Origin of the sequence: Shewanella sp. AC91-MNA-CIBAN-0169, assembly GCF_040310165.1 — a bacterium.
Lineage (GTDB): Bacteria > Pseudomonadota > Gammaproteobacteria > Enterobacterales > Shewanellaceae > Shewanella.
Window position 1 is genome coordinate 84152 of the sequence record NZ_JBEOPM010000001.1, and the last position, 20257, is coordinate 104408.

Consider the following 20257-nt stretch of genomic DNA (forward strand, 5'->3'; position numbering starts at 1 on the left):
TCTGCCTCACATGCTGCACTTTGAAGATAGAAAAAGAGCAGCATATGACCATTGAAGTCGGGTAAACTATTTAGCCAATGGCATTACGTTGACACAGTTACATTATATTTGCATGTCGTTTTACTCAGAGAACAATCAACCTGATAATTATTCATCAGTTAATTGGCGCTCCTAGCTTGCGACATGAGGCATGTTCGGTACAAGTGCCTTTAGGCTAATTAAAGGGTTTTAAATTAAGGTAATTTAAAAACTTTTAACTGCGCCACACTTTTGTAGCTTAAAAAAACATCTTTGCATATTCCTAAATGGAATAAAAAATCATCTTTTATTCTTTTTTGGTTTTTGTCCGTAGGAGTAAGCTAGTCCACATTACACTGTTATAAGGCCGTCTTATGTTGTTAAAAGAACTTTCAGCTTTAGCATCACCATTGTCTCAAGGACAAGTCGATAAGTTAAAGCAACTCACATCAGAATTATCTTCAGTTCAACTTGCATGGGTCAGTGGTTATCTCGCTGCGAGTGCTAACCAAGGTCAAAGCGGTGTCGAGACGACAGCAGAGACAAGTGCCGCACCAACAGTTACGATTTTATACGGTAGCCAAACGGGCAATGGCCGTGGCGTAGCCAAAGAGCTAGCCGCTAAAGCGCAGGCGCAAGGTTACGCAGTAAATTTAGCTTCTATGGGCGAATATAATGTCCGCCAGCTAAAACAAGAAACCATCTTGTTATTGCTTGTTAGTACTCATGGTGAAGGCGAAGCGCCTGATGATGCGATTGAACTACACAAGTTTTTAGCCTCAAAGCGTGCACCTAAATTAGATAAGCTACATTATTCTGTGCTAGCACTAGGTGATTCAAGTTATGAGTTCTTCTGCCAAACAGGTAAAGACTTTGATGCGCGTTTAAGTGCATTAGGGGCAACATCATTATTACCGTTGGTAGAATGTGATGTCGACTATGAAGATATTTCACAACAATGGCAGGACAGTGTTGTAGAGGCTGTTAAGCCGTACATTCAAGCCTCAAGCGCCAGTGTGGTCTCTATTGGTACTGCATCTGTTGCGGGTGAAAGCGAATATACCAAGCAAAACCCCTATACAGCAGAAGTACTGGTAAGCCAAAAAATTACTGGTCGAGGTTCTGATCGTGATGTCCGCCATGTTGAAATTGATTTAGGCGAGTCAGGATTAACTTATCAGGTCGGTGATGCGCTAGGTGTGTGGTTTAGTAATAATCAAGTGCTTGTTGATGAAGTTATCGCCGCGCTCGGTTTAGCTGCAGACGACAACGTCACCGTGTCGAAACAGTCACTATCATTAAAAGCGGCGTTAACTGACAAGAAAGAATTAACTCAGTTATACCCAGGCCTAGTGAAAACATGGGCTGAGTTAAGTGGAAGTGCTGAACTTGCAGCCATTTGTGAAGACAAAGAACAAACCAGACAGTTTATTCTTAAGCATCAGTTAGCTGATTTAGTCGCAGCATATCCAGCCAAGGTTAGCGCGGTGCAATTGGTTGATATGTTACGTCCATTGACGCCACGCTTATATTCAATTGCCTCTAGCCAGGCCGAAGTGGAAGCTGAAGTACACTTGACGGTGGCGTTAGTTGAAGATGAACGTCAAGGCCAAGCACGTTTTGGTGGGGCATCGCATTTCTTAGCCTCGGCCGAAGAAGGCCAACAAGTTAATGTGTATGTTGAGTCTAATAACCATTTCCGTTTACCCGAAAATCCAAACACACCGGTCATCATGGTGGGTCCTGGTACAGGTGTTGCGCCTTTCCGCGCCTTTATGCAGCAACGTGTGGTTGACGGAGTGTCAGGTGACAGCTGGTTATTCTTTGGTAACCCGCATTTTGAACAAGATTTCTTATACCAAGTTGAGTGGCAGCAATATCTTAAAAATGGCGATTTATCGCGTTTAGATGTCGCTTTCTCGCGCGACCAAGTTCATAAAGTGTATGTTCAGCATCGCATTGCAGAGCAAGCCGAAGCGTTGTGGCAGTGGCTACAAAATGGCGCACATGTGTATATCTGTGGTGATGCAGAACGCATGGCAAAAGATGTACACCAAGCATTAGTGAATATTGCGGTTGAACAAGGTGGCTTAAGCGCTGATGACGCAGAAGCTTACTTTGAAACACTACGTAGTGAAAAACGCTACCAAAAAGACGTGTACTAAATTCGACCTCGGTTGTTGGGCCAAATCTAGCAACCCAATCGCACTAATGAATTGAACAGAATTAAGAGAGGCCCAGGCCATGAGTGAGCAAAAGTTAGCGTTAAACGAATACTTAAAAATCGACAGTGATTATTTACGCGGCGATATCAAAGAGGGTTTAGATACCCAAGTGACAGGATCGTTTAGCGATGGCGATCAGCAGTTGATCAAATTCCACGGTTTTTATCAGCAAGACGATCGTGATTTACGTAATGAACGTAAAGAGCAAAAGCTAGAGCCACTGCATAGCTTCATGCTACGAGCCCGCGTACCTGGTGGTATTTGTACTCCTGAGCAGTGGTTAGAAGTGGATAAAATTTCATCTACGCTGACCACCTCAAACAGCATTCGTTTAACCACGCGTCAAACGTTTCAATACCACGGCATTCCTAAGCGTAATCTAAAAACCTTGATCCAAGGTCTTGATCGCGCCGCCCTTGATTCTATTGCCGCTTGTGGTGACGTAAACCGTAACGTGATGTGTAATCCAAACCCGGTTGAATCTAAGTTACATGCGCAGGCTTATGCGGTTGCAAAGCATTTATCTGATCATCTATTACCACACACTCGCGCTTATGCTGAGATTTGGTTAGATGAAGAAAAGCTATTAGGCACCGAAACGGTTGAACCTGTTTACGGCAAAACCTATTTGCCACGTAAATTTAAAATGGCTGTTGCGGTTCCGCCACATAACGATGTAGACGTGTATACCAACGACCTTGGTTTTATTGCGGTAGCAGAAGCTGGCGAGTTAATTGGCTTTAACCTGGTTGCTGGTGGCGGTATGGGTTCTACCCACGGTGAAGTTGAAACTTTCCCACGTTTAGCTGACGACTTGGGCTTTATTAAAACGGATGACGTCACCAAGTTTGCCGAAGCGGTAATGACGGTTCAACGTGACTGGGGTAATCGTGTTGTGCGTAAACGTGCGCGTTTAAAGTACACCATTGTTGACCATGGTCTTGATGCATTTAAAGCCGAAGTTGAAAAACGTGCTGGGGTTAAATTTGCACCTAAGCGTGAGGTGGTCATTGGCGATCGCGGCGACCGTTATGGTTGGGTTGAAGGTATCGACAATAAGTTCCACTTAACGCTATTTATTGAAAGTGGCCGTATTAAAGATATGCCAGGTCAAACCTTGCAAACTGGTCTACGTGAAATTGCCAAAATCCATAAAGGCGATTTCCGTATGACATCTAATCAGAACATGATTATTGCCGGTGTTGCTGCACAAGATAAAGCTGAGATCGAAGGTTTAGCGCGTAAGCACGGCTTATTAGGCCAAGTGCTAAGCGGTACTCGCGGTCATTCAATTGCCTGTGTGGCATTACCAACGTGCCCATTAGCGATGGCTGAAGCTGAGCGTTACTTCCCTGAGTTTATTGATCACATCGATGCATTACAGGCTAAACACGGCATTAGCGAGCAATCAATCGTGGTGCGCATGACAGGTTGTCCAAACGGTTGTGCCCGTCCATTTGCAGCTGAAATTGGTTTAGTGGGTAAAGCACCTGGGCGTTATAACTTGTATTTAGGCGCCAGCTTTGAAGGCACGCGTTTAAATAAAATGCATAAAGAAAACATTCAAGAAGCTGAAATTTTAGCTGAATTGGATACCTTATTTGGTCGCTACGCCACAGAGCGCGATGCGGGCGAAACCTTTGGTAACTTCACTGTACGCATTGGCGTAGTGAAGGCGGTTATAGACGCCGCTAAGGATTTTCATGCCTAATGAAGTGGTAACGACTGCGTCAACTGACGCGGCCGTCGATCATTCAGTTACTCCGGCTCAACTGCAGGCGTTATTATTAGCGCCTAAAGCTGAGCAAATCGCAGCGCTTGAAAACATTAACCTGTTTTTAGCAGGCTTAACGGCGCAACAACGAGTGGCATGGGGTCTAGCATATTTACCGGGCGATCATGCGTTATCGTCTAGCTTTGGTATTCAAGGTGCGGTGATGTTGCACATGGTGACTCAAGCGCAAAGCGATATTCCGGTTATTTTAACCGACACTGGCTATTTGTTTGCTGAGACCTATCAATTTATTGATCAGTTAACCGAGCGTTTAAGCCTGAATCTTAAAGTGTACCAAGCGGGTCAAACCCAGGCGTGGCAAGAAGCGCGTTTTGGTAAGCTGTGGGAGCAGGGGATCGATGGCTTAGAAAAGTATAACCGCATCAATAAAGTTGAGCCTATGCAGCGTGCATTAGCTGAATTGAATGTCGGTACTTGGTTTGCAGGCTTGCGTCGCAGTCAGTCTAGTACCCGTGAAGCATTGCCGATTTTAGCCATTAGTGGCAAACGTTTTAAATTGTTACCCATCATTGAGTGGAGCAACAAAGACGTGCACATGTACTTAACGGAACATGACTTGCCCTATCACCCATTATGGGAACAAGGTTATGTGTCGGTAGGTGATACTCACTCAAGCAAACCACTTGAGTTAGGTATGTCTGAAGAAGAAACCCGTTTTAATGGCTTACAACGAGAATGTGGTTTGCACTTCGATATCTAGTTGTGAAGTGGTGTTAGATAATGTACTCCATTCATCCGCAATTTATTGCGGATGAATGCATTTTAAGGCTTTCATTATCTCCCGTATCAGCCTCTATTTTGTCTTAAATTCGACGTTGTTCTTTTTCATTAATTTGTTTTATTCTTGTCATTCATAAGTTTGAATTATGAGATAAACTGCTTTTACCTCATCGGTTTGTAATATCATGCAGCCAAATTATCACCAAGCCTGTTTGTTAGCATGTTGTCAGACATTGCAACGTTATAATTAACAAGGGCAGGTTGAGGTTGGTTTGTCCTCCTAAATAATTAGTTGTGCATTGAATTGAGCTACTGGTTTTATGTGTAAATTGAAAATAATTAAATTTTATTTAAATTTTCATGCATCAGTGCCGATAATAGTCTAGATTTAGAAGTTCCTGTAGACGGTTTTTGTTGACGTTTTGGGATTGTTTTTGCAATCCACGTACCTTCAAAAGCTTCGCTCGCATCCTCGAGCACATTGATTGACTTGTTAGCGTATAAGCAATCTGTTTGATTGTTCCCGATAACTCAGCGGTTTGAGTTATCGGGAGATCAGATGTTTGAATTATTTCCGGCTTAATGCTTTTTGATTTTCACTTTATTCTCGTCAAATTCCCTCTCAAAACTCGTTAGATAATAAGCTGTCTTTTTGGCGTATTGGTTTTTTACAAGTGCAGTTTTCAGGATAAATATCCCCCAAAAGGTAACATCTAATGCGCTTATTAACATTTAATGCTAAATTAATCCGCAGTTTATCGGTGTAATCGATAATGCTTATCCCAAAAAGATGATAAATGTTTAAACGCTAACTCATTTCAAGGAAGAGTTAACAATAATATAAATTGGAGTTTATAGATGAATAAGATGGCAATTGCTGCTGTGGTATTAGCTGTTGGTGCTGGTGGATATTTTCTGTCGCAACAAGGGACGTCAGTCGTTAAAAATGATCCTATGTTGGACTATATTCCAGCAGATACATTAGCGTTTTCTGGGCAGTTAGTTCCATTTCCGTTAAAAGATTATCTGTATAGCATTGCAGGTAATTATCAAGCTTATGATCTGGATAAAATGCTGTCGCTAGATGATAGTTCATCAGCTCAAGAGCGCTTTTTTATCAGTTTATACAAGCAATACATGACCGTGTTGCCTGAGCCTGAAACCTTACTATCCACCTACGGCTTACCTGATTCAATCAAGAGTTATTTTTATACCTTGGGTGCATTGCCGGTCATGAAAGTTGAGATCAGCAATCCTGCAGCATTTTGGGCGGAATTAGATCGCGCCGAGCAGGAAAGTGGCTTAACTCATACTATGGGCAAATCTGGATCTGTTGAATATCGCGGTTATACATTGACTGATGTTGATGAGAAAGAACACGCTGAGATCGTATTTTCTGTTAAAGATGGCTGGTTAACTGTGACCTTGAATACGTCATTTAATCAACCTGAATTGCTTGAAACCGCCTTGGGTGAAAAGAAAGTTGAGCATCCAATTAGCGAAACCACCCTGTTGCAAGACATCGCTAATATTCATGGTTTTATGCAAGACAGTATTAGCTTTATTAATCATGTTGAATTGGTTAAAGGGTTAACGTCGACTGACGGTAATATGCTGGCCAAGCAAATGACCAAAATGATTGAGATTCAGGGTGAAGATCCTTTTGCTGAAATGAAAACACCCGTGTGTCAAACTGAATTAAGTGCCATTGCTGCTAACTGGCCGCGCAGTGTAATGGGGTTAAATTCATACTCTATCACTCGTGAAGAAAGTACCATTGATGCTGCTGTTGTGCTTGAAAGTAATAACCAGGTGATTTTGTCTGCATTGAATAAAATGCGTGGCTTTGTGCCATCATTTGCCAGTAATGGTCATGATAATATTTTATCACTTTCACTCGGTATTGATGTTAATCAACTCGCACCAGCATTGAACGAAGTGTGGAAAGATTTACAAACACCGCAATATCAATGTGCTGCATTGGCTCAAATGCAATCAGAATTAAGCGAGTTAAATCCAGCAATGCTTGGCATGATGACGGGGATGGCTAATGGCGTTAAAGGCATTAGTGTGACACTAGCGGATTACAAGTTAACAGAGAAGAATGGCCAAGCTAGTTTCGAAAAACTAGATGCATTAATAAGCGTGTCGGCTGAAAAACCGATGATGTTAGTGGATATGATGAAGCCGTTTTATCCACCGCTTGCAGAAGTGGACTTGAAAGATAATGGCGATCCAGTCGATATAACTCCAATGTTAATGTTGCCACCTGAATTTGGGGTTAGTGCAAAATTAGCCATCAAAGGTAGTCATTTAGTTGCTTATACTGGCGACAGGGGTACTGAGTTAGCTGATTTGATGTATAAGCAACCACTTGAATCTAATGGTTTCTTTGACTTGTCTGTCGATTACCAAAAAATGTTTGCTCCATTAGTTGATATGGCAGAAATGAGTGGCGAACCAATGCCAGAAGAATTGCTGATGTTAAAAGACTACGACATGCGTTTACAGATGTCGGTAGACTTTACAGATAAGGGCTTAGTAATTGGTTCTAAAGTAAATTCTAAAGCGAGTGCTAAATAATTTCATTAACGTTACTGTGCTAATACGACATTAATGAAACTAAAAAGGTGACCAAATGGTCACCTTTTTTATGTCTTGTACATTCTATTGTTGCGTTAATCGATTACAGCTAATTGTCGATGTTAATGAATTAAAGACATTAATTATCTAGCTTACAGAATGTCATTTAACGCAATACCAATACCAATACGCTGATTATGATGGTCATAATCAATTAAGCTTTCACCGTAACCATTAAAATATTGAGTATAAACACGTAAAGTACCAATAATCGGGTAGCTCCAGGTAAATTCAACTGCACCGCGATTGGTATCGCGTAAGTTGTTACGCAGTAGCATGGTAAAGCGATGCTCATTTAAACCGTACACTCCAGTCAGTTCGAAGTTACCCATGTAACTGTCGATATCTGGATTGTCATCGCCTTTAGCTGAATTAATATCTTCTTTTTCATCTTCAGGGATACGCCACCACACTCTAAGTCCGAGTGCGAAAGGGCCACGGTCGAATACTGCACTGCCGTATATTCGGTTCCAACTGCGTGATAATTGGTTGGTTTGACCATTAGACTGATGCACAGCACCAAACCCTAAGAATGAGTTGGTAAAACCACCAATTTTCCAATCATTATTGAATAACATAAACACTTCAGGTTCATGTGTGGTTTCACGAAACGGAGATGAAGCTTCTTCGTTGTAGACTTGCCAATACGATTGGTTGGTGTAGGCAAAGAACAAATGGCCATTATCACCAAAAACATTGTACCAAACTGGAAACTTAAAACTGATTTGGAATTTTGCTTCTAGATTATCGATTGCGAAATCTTCGTCTGGGTATTTAACTTCAAAGGGTAATGCGTTGGTTCTGGTTTGATAGGTTACTGGAAGCAGATAATTAGCTTTGTGTGGCGTGATCACAAACGGCTTTTCAGATGTAGCGAGTTCTCCTTTTACACGTTCATCGACTAAGGAGTCTTCTGCAAGGGCGAGGGTACTATAGCCAAGTAATAATAACGAGAGTCCAAGATATTGAGTGCTTTTTATCATTGCATCATCCATAAGCATAATTATAGGTTTAATTTTAGTGTAATTCTTAGTTTCAGTATTTTTCAGTGCTCATTGTTATCAATTGGCAGAGCTTTGTCGAATTAAGTTAACAATTCTTTTCATTTCAACGGCGGATTCTATACGTATTAGCATGTCAAATAGATTAAATTGCGAACAAACCGCCTCATATTCTATTTAGTTATAAAAACTAACTATTAACTATTGTATATGGAATATAGAAAACGCTATATTTGAACATGGTCAAATATCTTGAGGTAAATGTGATGGAGTTAGTCTCTATGCCAGGGCAAAAAGCCAAAGGCAAAGTGTGGTTAGTCGGCGCCGGTCCAGGCGACGTTGAGCTGCTAACACTAAAAGCCTATCGCATTCTTAAGCATGCTGATGCGGTGTTATATGACGCATTAGTCAGCCAAGATATTTTAGATTTGATCCCCAGCAACGCTGAAAAAATTGCTGTGGGTAAGCGCGCAGGTAAACACAGCGCTGCTCAAGATGAAATTAATCAGCTATTAGTGACTAAAGCATTTACCCGTAAAAATGTGGTGCGTTTAAAAGGCGGCGATCCGTTTATTTTTGGTCGTGGTGGTGAAGAGTTACAAACCTTAGTTGCAGCCGGTATTACTTTTGAAGTAGTGCCTGGAATTACCGCTGCCAGTGGCACTTCCGCTTATGCAGGTATTCCGTTAACGCATCGTGATTATGCTCAAGGTGTCACGTTTATTACTGGTCATTGCCAGTTAGCGAGTCGCCCTATGGATTGGCAGGGTTATGCTAATTCCAACAATACTTTAGTGGTGTATATGGGCATATTAAATGCCAATATTATTAGTGATGGTTTAATCAACGCCGGCCGAAGTGCTGATACGCCAGTGGCCATTGTGTCGAACGCGACCACCTCATCACAACAGCGGTTTATTGGTAAGTTAGGTGAGCTGGCTCAATTAGCCGCAGATCCTGCTTTACAGATGCCTGCGCTGATGATTATTGGTGAGGTTGTTGAATTAGCTGACAGCTTAAATTGGTTTGATCCCGTCACTGCGCAACAAAAAACAGATTTAGACACAGTCGCGAAAGCGCTGTAGTCGAATAATTTAACCCGCTGCTCTGCAGCAATATTAGGTAATGGAGAATAATCATGGCAGGCCGTTCGTTAAGCCATTTACAACAACTGGAAGCCGAAAGCATCCAGATTATCCGTGAAGTAGCAGCTGAGTTTGGTAATCCTGTCATGATGTATTCGATAGGTAAAGATTCATCGGTGATGCTGCATCTAGCGCGCAAAGCTTTTTACCCGGGTAAAATTCCATTTCCGTTATTACATGTCGATACGGGTTGGAAATTTAAAGAGATGATAGCCTTTCGTGATGCGCAAGCTAAAGCGTTTGGTTTTGAGTTACTGACTCATACCAATCAGGAAGGTGTTGAACAAGGTGTTGGCCCATTCACTCATGGCAGTGCCAAGCACACTGACATTATGAAAACACAAAGTTTAAAGCAAGCCTTAAATCAATATGGTTTTGATGCTGCTTTTGGTGGTGCGCGACGTGACGAAGAAAAGTCTCGTGCCAAAGAACGGGTATATTCGTTCCGTGATAAACACCACCGTTGGGATCCTAAAAACCAACGTCCAGAGTTGTGGCGCACTTATAATGGCGCGGTCAATAAAGGCGAGAGCATTCGAGTATTCCCTTTATCTAACTGGACTGAGCTCGATATTTGGCAGTACATCTATCAAGAAAGTATTGAGATTGTGCCGTTATATTTTGCTGCACAACGCACCGTAGTAAACAAAGGTGGTCAGCTAATCATGAAAGATGATGACCGTATGCCTATTGAAGAAGGTGATGTTGAATCGGTTGAACGGGTTCGTTTCAGAACCTTAGGTTGTTATCCGCTAACTGCGGCGATGCCTTCAGAAGCTGACACCTTAGAAAAAATTATTGAAGAGATGCTATTAACTCGTTCAAGTGAACGTCAAGGTCGCTTAATTGATTCTGACCAAAGTGCGTCAATGGAGCAGAAAAAGCGTCAAGGCTATTTCTAAACAATTGAACATGGTTGTTTTATCAACCCAGCATGCGAATGAATTTGAGTGAGAAAGATTATGGACCAAGCAAAAATCAATACCGACCGTATGGCAGCAGAGATCCAGCTGCACGGTGTAAAAGAATATTTAGCCTTACAACAAAACAAAGGCTTACTGCGTTTTTTAACTTGTGGCAGTGTTGATGATGGTAAAAGTACCTTAATTGGTCGTTTACTGCATGACAGTGCGCAAATTTATGAAGATCAGTTAGCGAGTCTAAAAAGTGACAGCGCGAAGATGGGCACTACTGGTGAAGCCATTGATCTCGCGTTATTGGTCGATGGTTTACAAGCTGAACGTGAGCAAGGTATTACTATCGACGTGGCGTATCGTTATTTCTCCAGTGAAAAACGTAAGTTCATCATTGCTGATACTCCAGGTCATGAACAATATACTCGTAACATGGCAACGGGCGCATCTACCTGTGACTTAGCGGTTATTTTGGTTGATGCACGTTATGGTGTCCAAACCCAAACTAAACGCCATGCCTTTATCGCATCGTTACTAGGTTTACGTCACTTTGTTGTTGCTGTGAATAAAATGGATTTGGTCGGTTTTGATCAAACTGTATTTGAAAAAATTCAAGCTGACTTCACTGAATTTGTTAAAGGTGCTTGTGATACAGAAAATGGCGGTGATTTAGATATTCACTATGTACCGTTATCTGCTTTAAATGGCGACAACGTGGTTAACCGCAGTACGCAGTGTGATTGGTATCAAGGTGGCACATTACTTGAGTTACTTGAAACTATCGATACCCAGCGTGAACTGAGCGATCTACCCGTTCGTTTCCCAGTGCAATACGTATTACGTCCTAACTTAGATTTTCGTGGTTTCTCTGGCACATTAGCGTCAGGTATCATTAAAGTGGGCGATGAATTAGTTACATTGCCATCAGGCAAACGCAGTAAAATCGAGCGTATTGTGACATTTGATGGTGATTTGCAAGAAGCTGTAGCAGGCCAAGCTATTACGATTACCCTTGAAGATGAGATTGATATTTCACGTGGTGATTTATTGGCTCACCCTATAACTGCACCAGAAGTTGCTAACCATATTGTTGCCGATATGGTGTGGATGGATGAAAAGCCATTACAGATCGGTCAATTATATGATGTGAAAGTCGCGGGTAAGAAAACTCAAGCCGTCGTGAGCGAAATTGAATACATTACTGACGTGAACACGCTTGAGCGCAGTGCAGCAAGCTCATTAAGTTTAAATACCATTGCCCGAGTTAAGTTAGATTTAACTGAATCGATTGTGTTAGACGCTTACAGCTTGGTGCGTGATACTGGCGGCATGATTTTAATCGACAGATTATCTAATGCTACCGTAGCAGCGGCTATGGTTGTCAGTGGACATCAAGGCGATAAGCAAACCAACACTGAGTTTAGTGCATTTGAAGTCGAGTTTAATACGTTAGTGCGTAAGCATTTTCCGCATTGGAATGCTCGTGATATTAGCGTACTTGGAAAATAAATAATGAGCGAAATATGGTTGTTAGCGATTATCTTGTTAGCACTGGTCGGTGGGCTTCTTGCTGGGCTTGCAAAACCGGCCGCCATGTTTTTTTTCGCTTCATTACTTTGTTATATCCTCGGACTAGTTGACTTAAATGTAGCGCTTGGCAGCTTTACTAATAACGGACTAATTACTTTAGTGCTGTTGGTGCTGGCTGCCACAGCACTCGAGAAAACCTCATTACTGGGCAAATTAAGCCAAGTGATAGGGAAAGGCTCGTTATTTTCTACCCTGGCTAAGTTAGGTATATCGACGGCGTTGTTGTCGTCGTTTACCAATAATACAGCTGTTGTAGCATCGTTAATTGGCGTTGTGCGTCGTAATCAAGCGCATGCTCCTTCTAAGTTATTGTTGCCATTAAACTATGCTGCAATCCTCGGTGGCACGCTTACGCTCATTGGTACTTCTACCAATTTGATTGTTAACTCATTTGTTGAAAATGCTGGTCTTGAACCTCTGGGTTTTTTTGAGTTTTCACAAGTTGGCGCATTAGTTGTTATAAGTGGTTTAGTCGTGTTGACCATTATGGCTAATTTTTTACCCGATAGACGTGAAGAGTCCGAAGATGAAGCATTGCCTTATCTATTGGAAGCTCATGTTGCTAAAACCTCTACTTTAGTGGGTAAAAGTGTTATTGATAACCGTTTGCGCGCACTTAAAAAACTCTACTTAGTTGAATTAGAACGCAGCGGTATACGTATTTGCCCTGTGCCACCACAAATGGTGCTGCAAGCCGATGACGTTTTGCGTTTTAGTGGCGCTGTTGAGTCGGTTGAGCTATTGCATCAGTTTGATGGTTTAGAGTGGTTTGGTAAGCAGCATGCTAAAGGCCAAAATTTGGTTGAAGCGGTATTAGCGCCATCATCAAGTTTGGTTGGCACAACCTTAAAAGATTCGCGCTTTCGTGAAGTCTTTGATGCAGCCGTGATGGCTATTCGTCGTGGTCATATACCGTTAAAAGGTGGACTCGGCGATGTGGTTTTACAACCCGGTGATGTGTTACTGCTCACGCCAGGCGATCGTTTTTCTAAGTGCCCTAATTTAACCAGCGACTTTGCTGCCGTTAGCGGCTTAGACTTAAGCGTGCGTTTAGATGAAAAACGCGGTAACTGGGTACTTGTTGGGTTTGCACTAACCATTTTGGCGAGCATTTTTGAGCTATTACCATTAGCCAAAGGCTTAGTTTTATTATTACTCAGCTACGTGGCGATTGGCGCGATAACCTTAAGTGAGCTTAAACGTCGCTTCCCGCTAGAACTGGTGGTGATTGTAGGCAGTGCCTTAGGCTTAGCTAACTTAATGGTCGCAACCGGCTTAGCAGACGTCATGGCGCAAACTTTATTGAGTGTGTTTAATGGTTATGGTGTGTTTGCCGCCTTTGTCGGGATTTACCTGATTACGTTAATTGTCACTGAGCTGATAACCAACAACGCCGCTGCAGCACTTGCCTTCCCGGTCGCTTATGCGGTCGCGACCAGTTTTGGCGTCGATCCTCGGCCGTTTATTATGGCGGTGGTATTTGGCGCAAGCGCTAGTTTTATTTCGCCTTACGGCTATCAAACTAATCTGATGGTATTTAATGCCGGTAACTATAAATTAAGCGATTTTGTCCGCTTAGGTTTACCGTTATCCATCGTATATTCATTAGTGGTTATTTTTTCGATCCCGTATTTCTTCCCGTTTTAACAAAGAATTTTAGTGTGGTGTAACAACCATTCGATAGGAGTAGTGATGAGTAATATTGTTTGGCATCAACATGCCATTGACCAAGCTGCCCGTGGCGCCCAAAAAGGCCAAAACCCAGTATTGTTATGGTTTACGGGATTATCAGGCTCGGGTAAATCAACCCTTGCCGGTGCATTAGAACGGGCGTTATTTGAGCATGGTTTTCATACCTATTTACTTGATGGTGATAACGTTCGACATGGTCTATGTAAAGACTTAGGCTTTAGCCTTGACGATCGCGATGAGAACTTACGACGTGTTGGCGAAGTGGCTAAGTTAATGGTTGATTCTGGCTTAGTGGTGCTGTCGGCATTTATCTCGCCAACCCGTGAAGAACGTGATCGCGTCCGGGCATTATTCCCACAAGGTCAGTTTGTTGAAGTCCATGTGTCTACACCATTGAGTGTGTGTGAATCGCGAGACCCGAAAGGCTTGTATGCTAAAGCTCGCAAGGGAGAGATCACTAACTTTACCGGTATTTCATCACCTTACGAAGTGCCAGAATCAGCAGAATTAACCATTGATACCAGCAAAGGCGATCTTGATACTCAGGTACATGGTTTATTAGCTTACTTAAAAGCGATTGATGTACTTAATCCGCCAAGAGAAATTGCTGGTGCAGGGATTTAAACTTCCCTAAGTCGACTACATAAAAAGGGTTGATTATTTTATCAATACCTTAGCCAGATTAAGAGATAGGTTCTAGGAACTCGCAAGCTCGCCAGAGGGCGGTGCTTCGCTCCTTCTAGATACTAGATCTCTGCGCAGCTAGGTACTAGGACGCTTCGCGGCTAGATGCTATAAAATCTTAGCAGCGAAGCTTCCCCTATCCCTGAGATAACAAGCCAGCGTTTGCTTGTTATCTTTTCTTTAGCAGACCGAAGGTCGTTTGGGTATATGGTGCATTACACTAACACCTGTTTAAGCACTCTTTGCCAGTTTTCACCCATAAAACGATCGCGATCGGTAGATTTGAAACGGGCTTTTTTCAAGGCATCGTCGATGCGGCTCATGCGGTCGATACTGTTGAATTCTGGGATCACTACATGCTTGGGTTCAACGTCAAAACCTAATACATTTTTGTCTTCTAAGGTGTGCCACCATTGGAGATATTCTTTTATCCCTTCGCTATTATTGTTATCTAACGCTAATAGGTTTTCTTGACCACGAAGTGGGAAATCATTGGCGATGGCTACGCAATCAAAGCCGCCCACTTTAGAAATATAAGCAAGTTGCTTTATGTAGTCTTCTATCGTTGGAATTGGCTTGTTGGTGAGCCAAAAACTCATCATGAACACCCCCAATACTCCGCCGTTATCGCCAATGGCACGGATAACTTCATCGGGTGAACAACGGGCATTGTTGACAATAGCGCGCGCAGCACCATGACTTAGCACTACCGGAGACTGGCTGGCTTTTACTGCATCAAGGGCCGTTTGGGCGCTTGAGTGACTCACATCGATAAGAATGTTTTTCCGATTAAGCTCTGTTATGAGCTCTCGCCCAGCGGCGGTTAATGGGGTATTTAAACTATTTAAGCCATTATTATCGAATGCACCGCCGGCATAACGATTACCATAATGATGTGTCAGCTGCATTACCCGTAAACCCTGTTGATGCAAATTATCTAGTTGTTGCCATTCATTACTTAAACCGTCATTTTCAACACAATCAGCGCCTTGAATTTGAAAAAACACCGCGGTTTGTTGCTGCGTTTTAGCTTTAATAATGTCAGTTCCTGTAAGCCCTTGCAGATACACGTCTGGATTGGCTTTTACTGAATTAGCCGCTTGGGTAATACTGTTGATGCAGGCTTCATAAGTGCGTTTGTAATTTTTAGTGCCATCAGCTTGTTCAATGGTTTCAATCGCCGAGATATCGGCGATAAAAGCGTCGAGTTTTGAGGCTTTAACGTCATTGATGTCGGTCGGTAAAAATGATAAACCATCAATGTATAAACGACGTGGTTTAGCTGCCCATGCAGGAAATGAGCTTAAAGGGCTTAATAATGTGGCTGCTCCAAGGCCTTTTAAGATATGACGGCGAGCTTGGTTACAGACTTTTTGGGTCATTATTATTCCTTAGGGTTGGCAGGTGTTTCAGGTACCAACATCTTGTGTATAGGCAACGATGGCTTGCGCTAACGCAGTTAAACCATTGGTACGAGATGGACTTAATTGGCCGCTTAATCCGAGACGATCAAAATACTGTTTTACATCAAATTGCTGTATTTGCCCGGTGGTTTTACCTTGGCAGGCGACCAGTAACAATCCAATTAAGCCTTTTACAATACGGGCGTCACTATCGGCCAGATAAAAATGCTGGCCATTTAGTGTGTAATGGTACAGCCATGCTTGGCTTTCACAGCCTTTAACTTGTGCGTCTGCCTGTTTAAATTCCGGCGCGAGTGGTGGTAATAATTTTCCCAATAACATTATCTGACGGTATTTATCTTGCCAGTTATTGGCTTGCTCAATGAGGTTAACGGCTTCAACTAATTCATCCGATAAAGGCGAAAATAACTGCGGTGAAGGTGTGGTGCTTGGACTTAACATGGTAATTCAAATAACCTCGGTTGTAGAGAAAAGATACATCAGGAGCCGCGTGTTGTACCTTAATACTATAACAATAACTCTTTTACAGTATTAAGTGCATGAATAAATTGATCAACATCTTGCTTATTAGTATAGATGCCAATAGAAGCACGGCAACAGCCACTTAAATTAAGGCTGGCCATCAATGGCATAGCGCAATGATGACCACAGCGAACAGCCACAGCTTGTTGGTCGAGTAAAATCCCCACATCTTGGTGATGTTCACCTTGCAGATTAAACGCCACCGCACCAATATTATGGCGTTGACCATCAGCGCAGTGCTTATCATCAGATCGGCTATCACCAGGGTGACTATTATTGGCAATACCATACAACTCAATAGCGCCAAGCTGTTGCAGTTGTTGCTGTAAGTAGTGCAGCAATTGTTGTTCATGTGCGAGTATTTGCTCGCGAGGCAATTGTTGTAAAAAACGAATGGCAGCCCCTAGGCCAATGACTTCTGCGATAGCGGGCGTGCCAGCTTCAAGGCGATTTGGTAGCGCACCAAACTCAGTATGCTCAAAACTCACGGTTTTGATCATCTCGCCGCCAGTGAGCATTGGGGTTAATTGATCGAGCTCAGTATATCGACCATATAAAATTCCCACGCCCGTTGGCCCATACATTTTATGGCCTGAAAACGCATAAAAGTCACAATCAATTTGTTGTACATCAACAGGTAAATGGGCAATGGCCTGAGCGCCATCAACTAAGGTTAACGCGCCGACGGCTTTGGCTTTTGCGACTAGCTCATTGATAGGGTTTAATGTGCCTAGTGCATTTGACACATGGCATAGGGCAACTAGTTTAGGCTTAAGCTTTAATAGTTGATCAAAAGCGGCTATATCCAGTTGCGCATCTATTGTCAGCGGAATCGGTTTGATCACAGCGCCAGTGCGCTTTGCCAGTTCCTGCCAAGGAACAATATTGGCGTGGTGGGCTGCGGTATCGATTAATATCACATCATTCGCTTTAATCTGCGAAGTCAGTCCGTAGGCCACCATATTGATCGACTCTGTGGTGCCATGGGTAAAAATGATTTCGTCTTGACGCGGGGCATGAATAAATTCAGCAACTTGTTGCCGAACCGCTTCATATTGCTGAGTTGCCCGCGCAGACAATTGATGCGCCGCACGGTGCACATTGGCGTTGTTGAGTTGGTAGTACTCGGTCATCGCATCAATCACCGCTTGCGGTTTTTGGCTAGTGGCTGCGGAGTCTAAGTAGCACAAAGGATGATCGCCAATGGTCTGTTTAAGTGCCGGGAATTGATCGCGCAATGCTTGATGATCAAATAAAACGGCAGACGATGATGACGATGCAGGCTTCATAAATAAGGGTTTCTGTATTGAAAAGAAAAGGCATCAAGATCTTCAGTGATCTTGATGCCCATTGCAAGGTTTTGTGGCGATAAGCTCAATTTGTCTGGCGGTTATTGTTTTCCTACGGACAAGGGAAACGATATAGCGCTGATAGTTCGTTAATTCTTATCATCAGTTCGTCAGATAAGCTGACCTTGTGGCTGTCGATATTTTGCTTTAGCTGATGCAAGTTAGTGGCGCCTATAATGTTAGCGGCAACAAATTTGCGGCTATTGACAAAGGCTAAGGCCATTTCGGTGGGTGACAAACTAAACTCGCGGGCCAAATCGATATAAGCTTGCGTCGCTTGCAGTGCCATTGGGGTACTGTTGTAGCGGGCAAAGCGTTTAAATACCGTTAAACGTGCGCCTTCAGGCCACTGATTATTTTCGTATTTACCGGTTAAGGCACCAAAGGCTAACGGCGAATAAGCTAATAACGGCACATCTTCACGATAACTGATTTCAGACATGGCGATTTCGTAGCTGCGATTAAGCAAGTTGTAAGGATTTTGCACACTGATAATACGTGGCAAATCGTGCTTTTCGGCTAATTTTAGGTATTTCATAAAGCCCCAAGGGGTTTCATTAGAAATGCCGATATAACGCACTTTACCTTGCTTAATGATTTCCGCTAAGGCTTCAAGCGTGTCCAAAATAGGGGTGTAGTGCTCTTCGTCGTCGTGTTCATACATCATTTCGCCGAAGAAATTAGTATTTCTATCCGGCCAATGCACTTGATACAAATCGATAGTGTCGATTTGTAAGCGTGCTAATGAGTCATCAACGGCTTGATGAATGTTGCGCCAGTCAAGAGCCATATCTTTACGGATGTAATCACCTTTACCACCAGGCGCAGCAACTTTAGTGGCAATCACTAAATTGTCGCGATTACCTTGTGCTTTAAGGTAGTTACCAATAATGCGTTCGGTTTCGCCCTGGGTTTCGGCTTTAGGTGGTACAGGGTACATTTCAGCGGTATCGATAAAGTTAATGCCTTGACCAATAGCATAATCGAGTTGAGCAAAAGCTTCTGCTTGAGTATTTTGTTCTCCCCAAGTCATGGTGCCGAGGCAGATTTTACTCACCTCAAGGTTAGAATGCGCGATACGTTGATATTCCATGATCATCCTCCTATGGAATGTGCTTAATCTGAGGCTACCAAGCTTTTGGGTGATTGCAAAGCGCTATAATAAAGTCGTAGTAAAACTGTTTAAAAAACAATCTAATACCGCTGATATCTGATAATAATGGAGTGTTTTATACGTTATAAGCTCATTATCATCGCAATTTCACAGGCATCATGGCCGGTTTCGCCTAAATGCTGACAGTGGCTAAAGCCCAGTTTTTCATAGAGTGCTAGTGCTTCAACTAGCACTGCCGTGGTTTCTAAATACATCGATTGATAGCCTTGTTGTTTGGCGAACTCAATACACTGACGGGTTAATGGCTTTGCCATACCTTGACCACGTATAGCGCGAGAAAAGTACATTTTTTGTAATTCACATACGCCGCCATTTTTTGCTAATGGCGCAATACCTGCGCCGCCAACCACTTTGCCTTGATATTCAATCACCCAGTATTGTGAACCTTCAGCTTGATACACCTCACTTAAACAGTCGAGGGTTTTATCGGCCACGCTAAAACCTTTATCTGGGGTTAAACCATATTCTGCAGACACTTCACGGATCACCGCGGCCAATGCAGCATCGTCATGGGGTTGTAACATTCTAATCAAGGGCGCTTGCAAGTCGTCCTTGGTTGTATTTGCTTGCTGATTTTCAGTCATTAAATAATTCCGCATTGATAAAGGGAGCCATTGCCAGCACTAATGCTTGGGTATAAATGCTTTCGCGGGTGGCTAAACCTCGAGTTAGCAAGCCAATCGCGCCACCTTTTTGTTTAATATTATGAGTGTTAAATACTCGGTCCATTACTTTGCCAAGTTCTTCACCTGCTTGTAAAGCGTTAAAAATTGATAGTGGCAACGGCAAATTAGCGCTTCGACCAACAGATAATGTGTCGTTATGGATAATGGCCATGTAAGCAAAGGTGGCAGGGCTTTGATCAAACTGATCTACTCCGCCTTCCATTGCCACATAAAAGTCAGCATGTTGATCGACTATTTTTGCATTGGCTTGGCAAAATTGAGCACGGTTGATGGCACCCAATTTAGTTTCTGCTTCGGTCATTGGTTGGTCTGCGACCAGTGATGGCGCATGCATGCCAGTGCAATCAATATGAACATCAGGGAAATATTGTCCAATAGCTTGTTTTGCTGCATTGATTTTAACTGGGTTGGTTGAACCAACAATGATAGTTAGCGTTTGTGGTATCGCAGGAGAAGTCGGCATAGGGTTATGTTCTTTTTTGTTTGAGTTAACCATGATGATCACAGTGGTGAAGTTAACCACATTGTATGGGATTTTAACCATTTTGGGTTTGATGACGAAGTTACTTTTATTACCGTCAATTGTAACTTGTTGTAAATATTAATTTTGTTTAGTTGGTATGAAACCTGCTAACTGACTGTTAATTGCCGCTAACGCGCACTAACCACAGTTTA

Annotated in this window: 16 protein-coding genes; 9 read left to right on the forward strand and 7 right to left on the reverse strand. The window is 42.7% G+C overall.

Going from position 1 to position 20257, the window contains the following annotated elements; translation table 11 throughout:
* Positions 1-392: 392 nt before the first annotated feature.
* The 4 genes from AAEY98_RS00400 (at position 393) to AAEY98_RS00415 (ending at position 7341) form a co-directional block, all read left to right on the forward strand.
* Positions 393-2183, forward strand: coding sequence for an assimilatory sulfite reductase (NADPH) flavoprotein subunit (locus tag AAEY98_RS00400; protein WP_351014446.1), 1791 nt, complete (start codon positions 393-395; stop codon positions 2181-2183).
* Positions 2184-2262: 79 nt separating this feature from the next.
* Complete coding sequence (cysI, locus tag AAEY98_RS00405; RefSeq protein ID WP_351014448.1) at positions 2263-3954, forward strand: assimilatory sulfite reductase (NADPH) hemoprotein subunit; 1692 nt, start codon at positions 2263-2265, stop codon at positions 3952-3954.
* The gene (locus tag AAEY98_RS00410; RefSeq protein ID WP_101086074.1) at positions 3947-4738 is read left to right on the forward strand and encodes a phosphoadenylyl-sulfate reductase; all 792 of its coding nucleotides are present in this window, start codon (positions 3947-3949) and stop codon (positions 4736-4738) included. Before cysI ends, AAEY98_RS00410 begins: the two co-directional genes overlap by 8 nt.
* An 878-nt stretch (positions 4739-5616) precedes the next feature.
* Complete coding sequence (locus AAEY98_RS00415; protein WP_351014450.1) at positions 5617-7341, forward strand: hypothetical protein; 1725 nt, start codon at positions 5617-5619, stop codon at positions 7339-7341.
* A gap of 152 nt (positions 7342-7493) precedes the next feature.
* On the opposite strand, the gene AAEY98_RS00420 is transcribed toward AAEY98_RS00415, so the two are convergent.
* On the reverse strand, positions 7494-8384 hold the full coding sequence (locus AAEY98_RS00420; RefSeq protein ID WP_242445105.1) for a phospholipase A: 891 nt from the start codon (positions 8382-8384) through the stop codon (positions 7494-7496).
* Between the two features lie 284 nt (positions 8385-8668).
* On the opposite strand from AAEY98_RS00420, the gene cobA reads away from it, so the two are divergent.
* The 5 genes from cobA to cysC are packed head-to-tail and all read left to right on the forward strand — an operon-like array spanning position 8669 to position 14367.
* Complete coding sequence (gene cobA / locus AAEY98_RS00425) at positions 8669-9487, forward strand: uroporphyrinogen-III C-methyltransferase (protein WP_101086071.1); 819 nt, start codon at positions 8669-8671, stop codon at positions 9485-9487.
* A 53-nt stretch (positions 9488-9540) separates the two neighbouring features.
* Complete coding sequence (gene cysD / locus AAEY98_RS00430) at positions 9541-10449, forward strand: sulfate adenylyltransferase subunit CysD (protein WP_101086070.1); 909 nt, start codon at positions 9541-9543, stop codon at positions 10447-10449.
* A 60-nt stretch (positions 10450-10509) separates the two neighbouring features.
* On the forward strand, positions 10510-11970 hold the full coding sequence (gene cysN, locus AAEY98_RS00435) for a sulfate adenylyltransferase subunit CysN (protein ID WP_351014453.1): 1461 nt from the start codon (positions 10510-10512) through the stop codon (positions 11968-11970).
* A 3-nt stretch (positions 11971-11973) separates the two neighbouring features.
* Positions 11974-13698: an SLC13 family permease gene (locus AAEY98_RS00440; protein WP_182744240.1), complete on the forward strand. Its 1725-nt coding sequence runs from the start codon at positions 11974-11976 to the stop codon at positions 13696-13698.
* 45 nt (positions 13699-13743) lie between these two features.
* Positions 13744-14367 carry an adenylyl-sulfate kinase gene (gene cysC, locus AAEY98_RS00445; protein ID WP_101086067.1) on the forward strand — a complete coding sequence of 208 codons (624 nt, stop codon included), beginning with the start codon at positions 13744-13746 and terminating at the stop codon, positions 14365-14367.
* Between the two features lie 275 nt (positions 14368-14642).
* On the opposite strand, the gene AAEY98_RS00450 is transcribed toward cysC, so the two are convergent.
* The 6 genes from AAEY98_RS00450 to yjjX form a co-directional block, all read right to left on the reverse strand.
* The gene (locus tag AAEY98_RS00450) at positions 14643-15809 is read right to left on the reverse strand and encodes a membrane dipeptidase (RefSeq protein ID WP_351014455.1); all 1167 of its coding nucleotides are present in this window, start codon (positions 15807-15809) and stop codon (positions 14643-14645) included.
* Between the two features lie 27 nt (positions 15810-15836).
* Positions 15837-16292 (reverse strand): SufE family protein, encoded by a 456-nt coding sequence (locus AAEY98_RS00455; protein ID WP_182744243.1) that lies wholly within the window; start codon positions 16290-16292, stop codon positions 15837-15839.
* A 65-nt stretch (positions 16293-16357) separates the two neighbouring features.
* On the reverse strand, positions 16358-17662 hold the full coding sequence (locus AAEY98_RS00460; RefSeq protein ID WP_351014457.1) for an aminotransferase class V-fold PLP-dependent enzyme: 1305 nt from the start codon (positions 17660-17662) through the stop codon (positions 16358-16360).
* 112 nt (positions 17663-17774) lie between these two features.
* Entirely contained in the window at positions 17775-18815 is a 1041-nt protein-coding gene (locus AAEY98_RS00465) for an NADP(H)-dependent aldo-keto reductase (RefSeq protein ID WP_192115492.1), read from the reverse strand.
* A 143-nt stretch (positions 18816-18958) separates the two neighbouring features.
* A complete protein-coding gene (locus AAEY98_RS00470) occupies positions 18959-19480 on the reverse strand; it encodes a GNAT family N-acetyltransferase (protein ID WP_192115493.1) in 522 nt (173 codons plus the stop codon).
* Positions 19473-20045, reverse strand: coding sequence for an inosine/xanthosine triphosphatase (gene yjjX / locus AAEY98_RS00475; RefSeq protein WP_162024272.1), 573 nt, complete (start codon positions 20043-20045; stop codon positions 19473-19475). Before yjjX ends, AAEY98_RS00470 begins: the two co-directional genes overlap by 8 nt.
* Positions 20046-20257 lie beyond the last annotated feature (212 nt).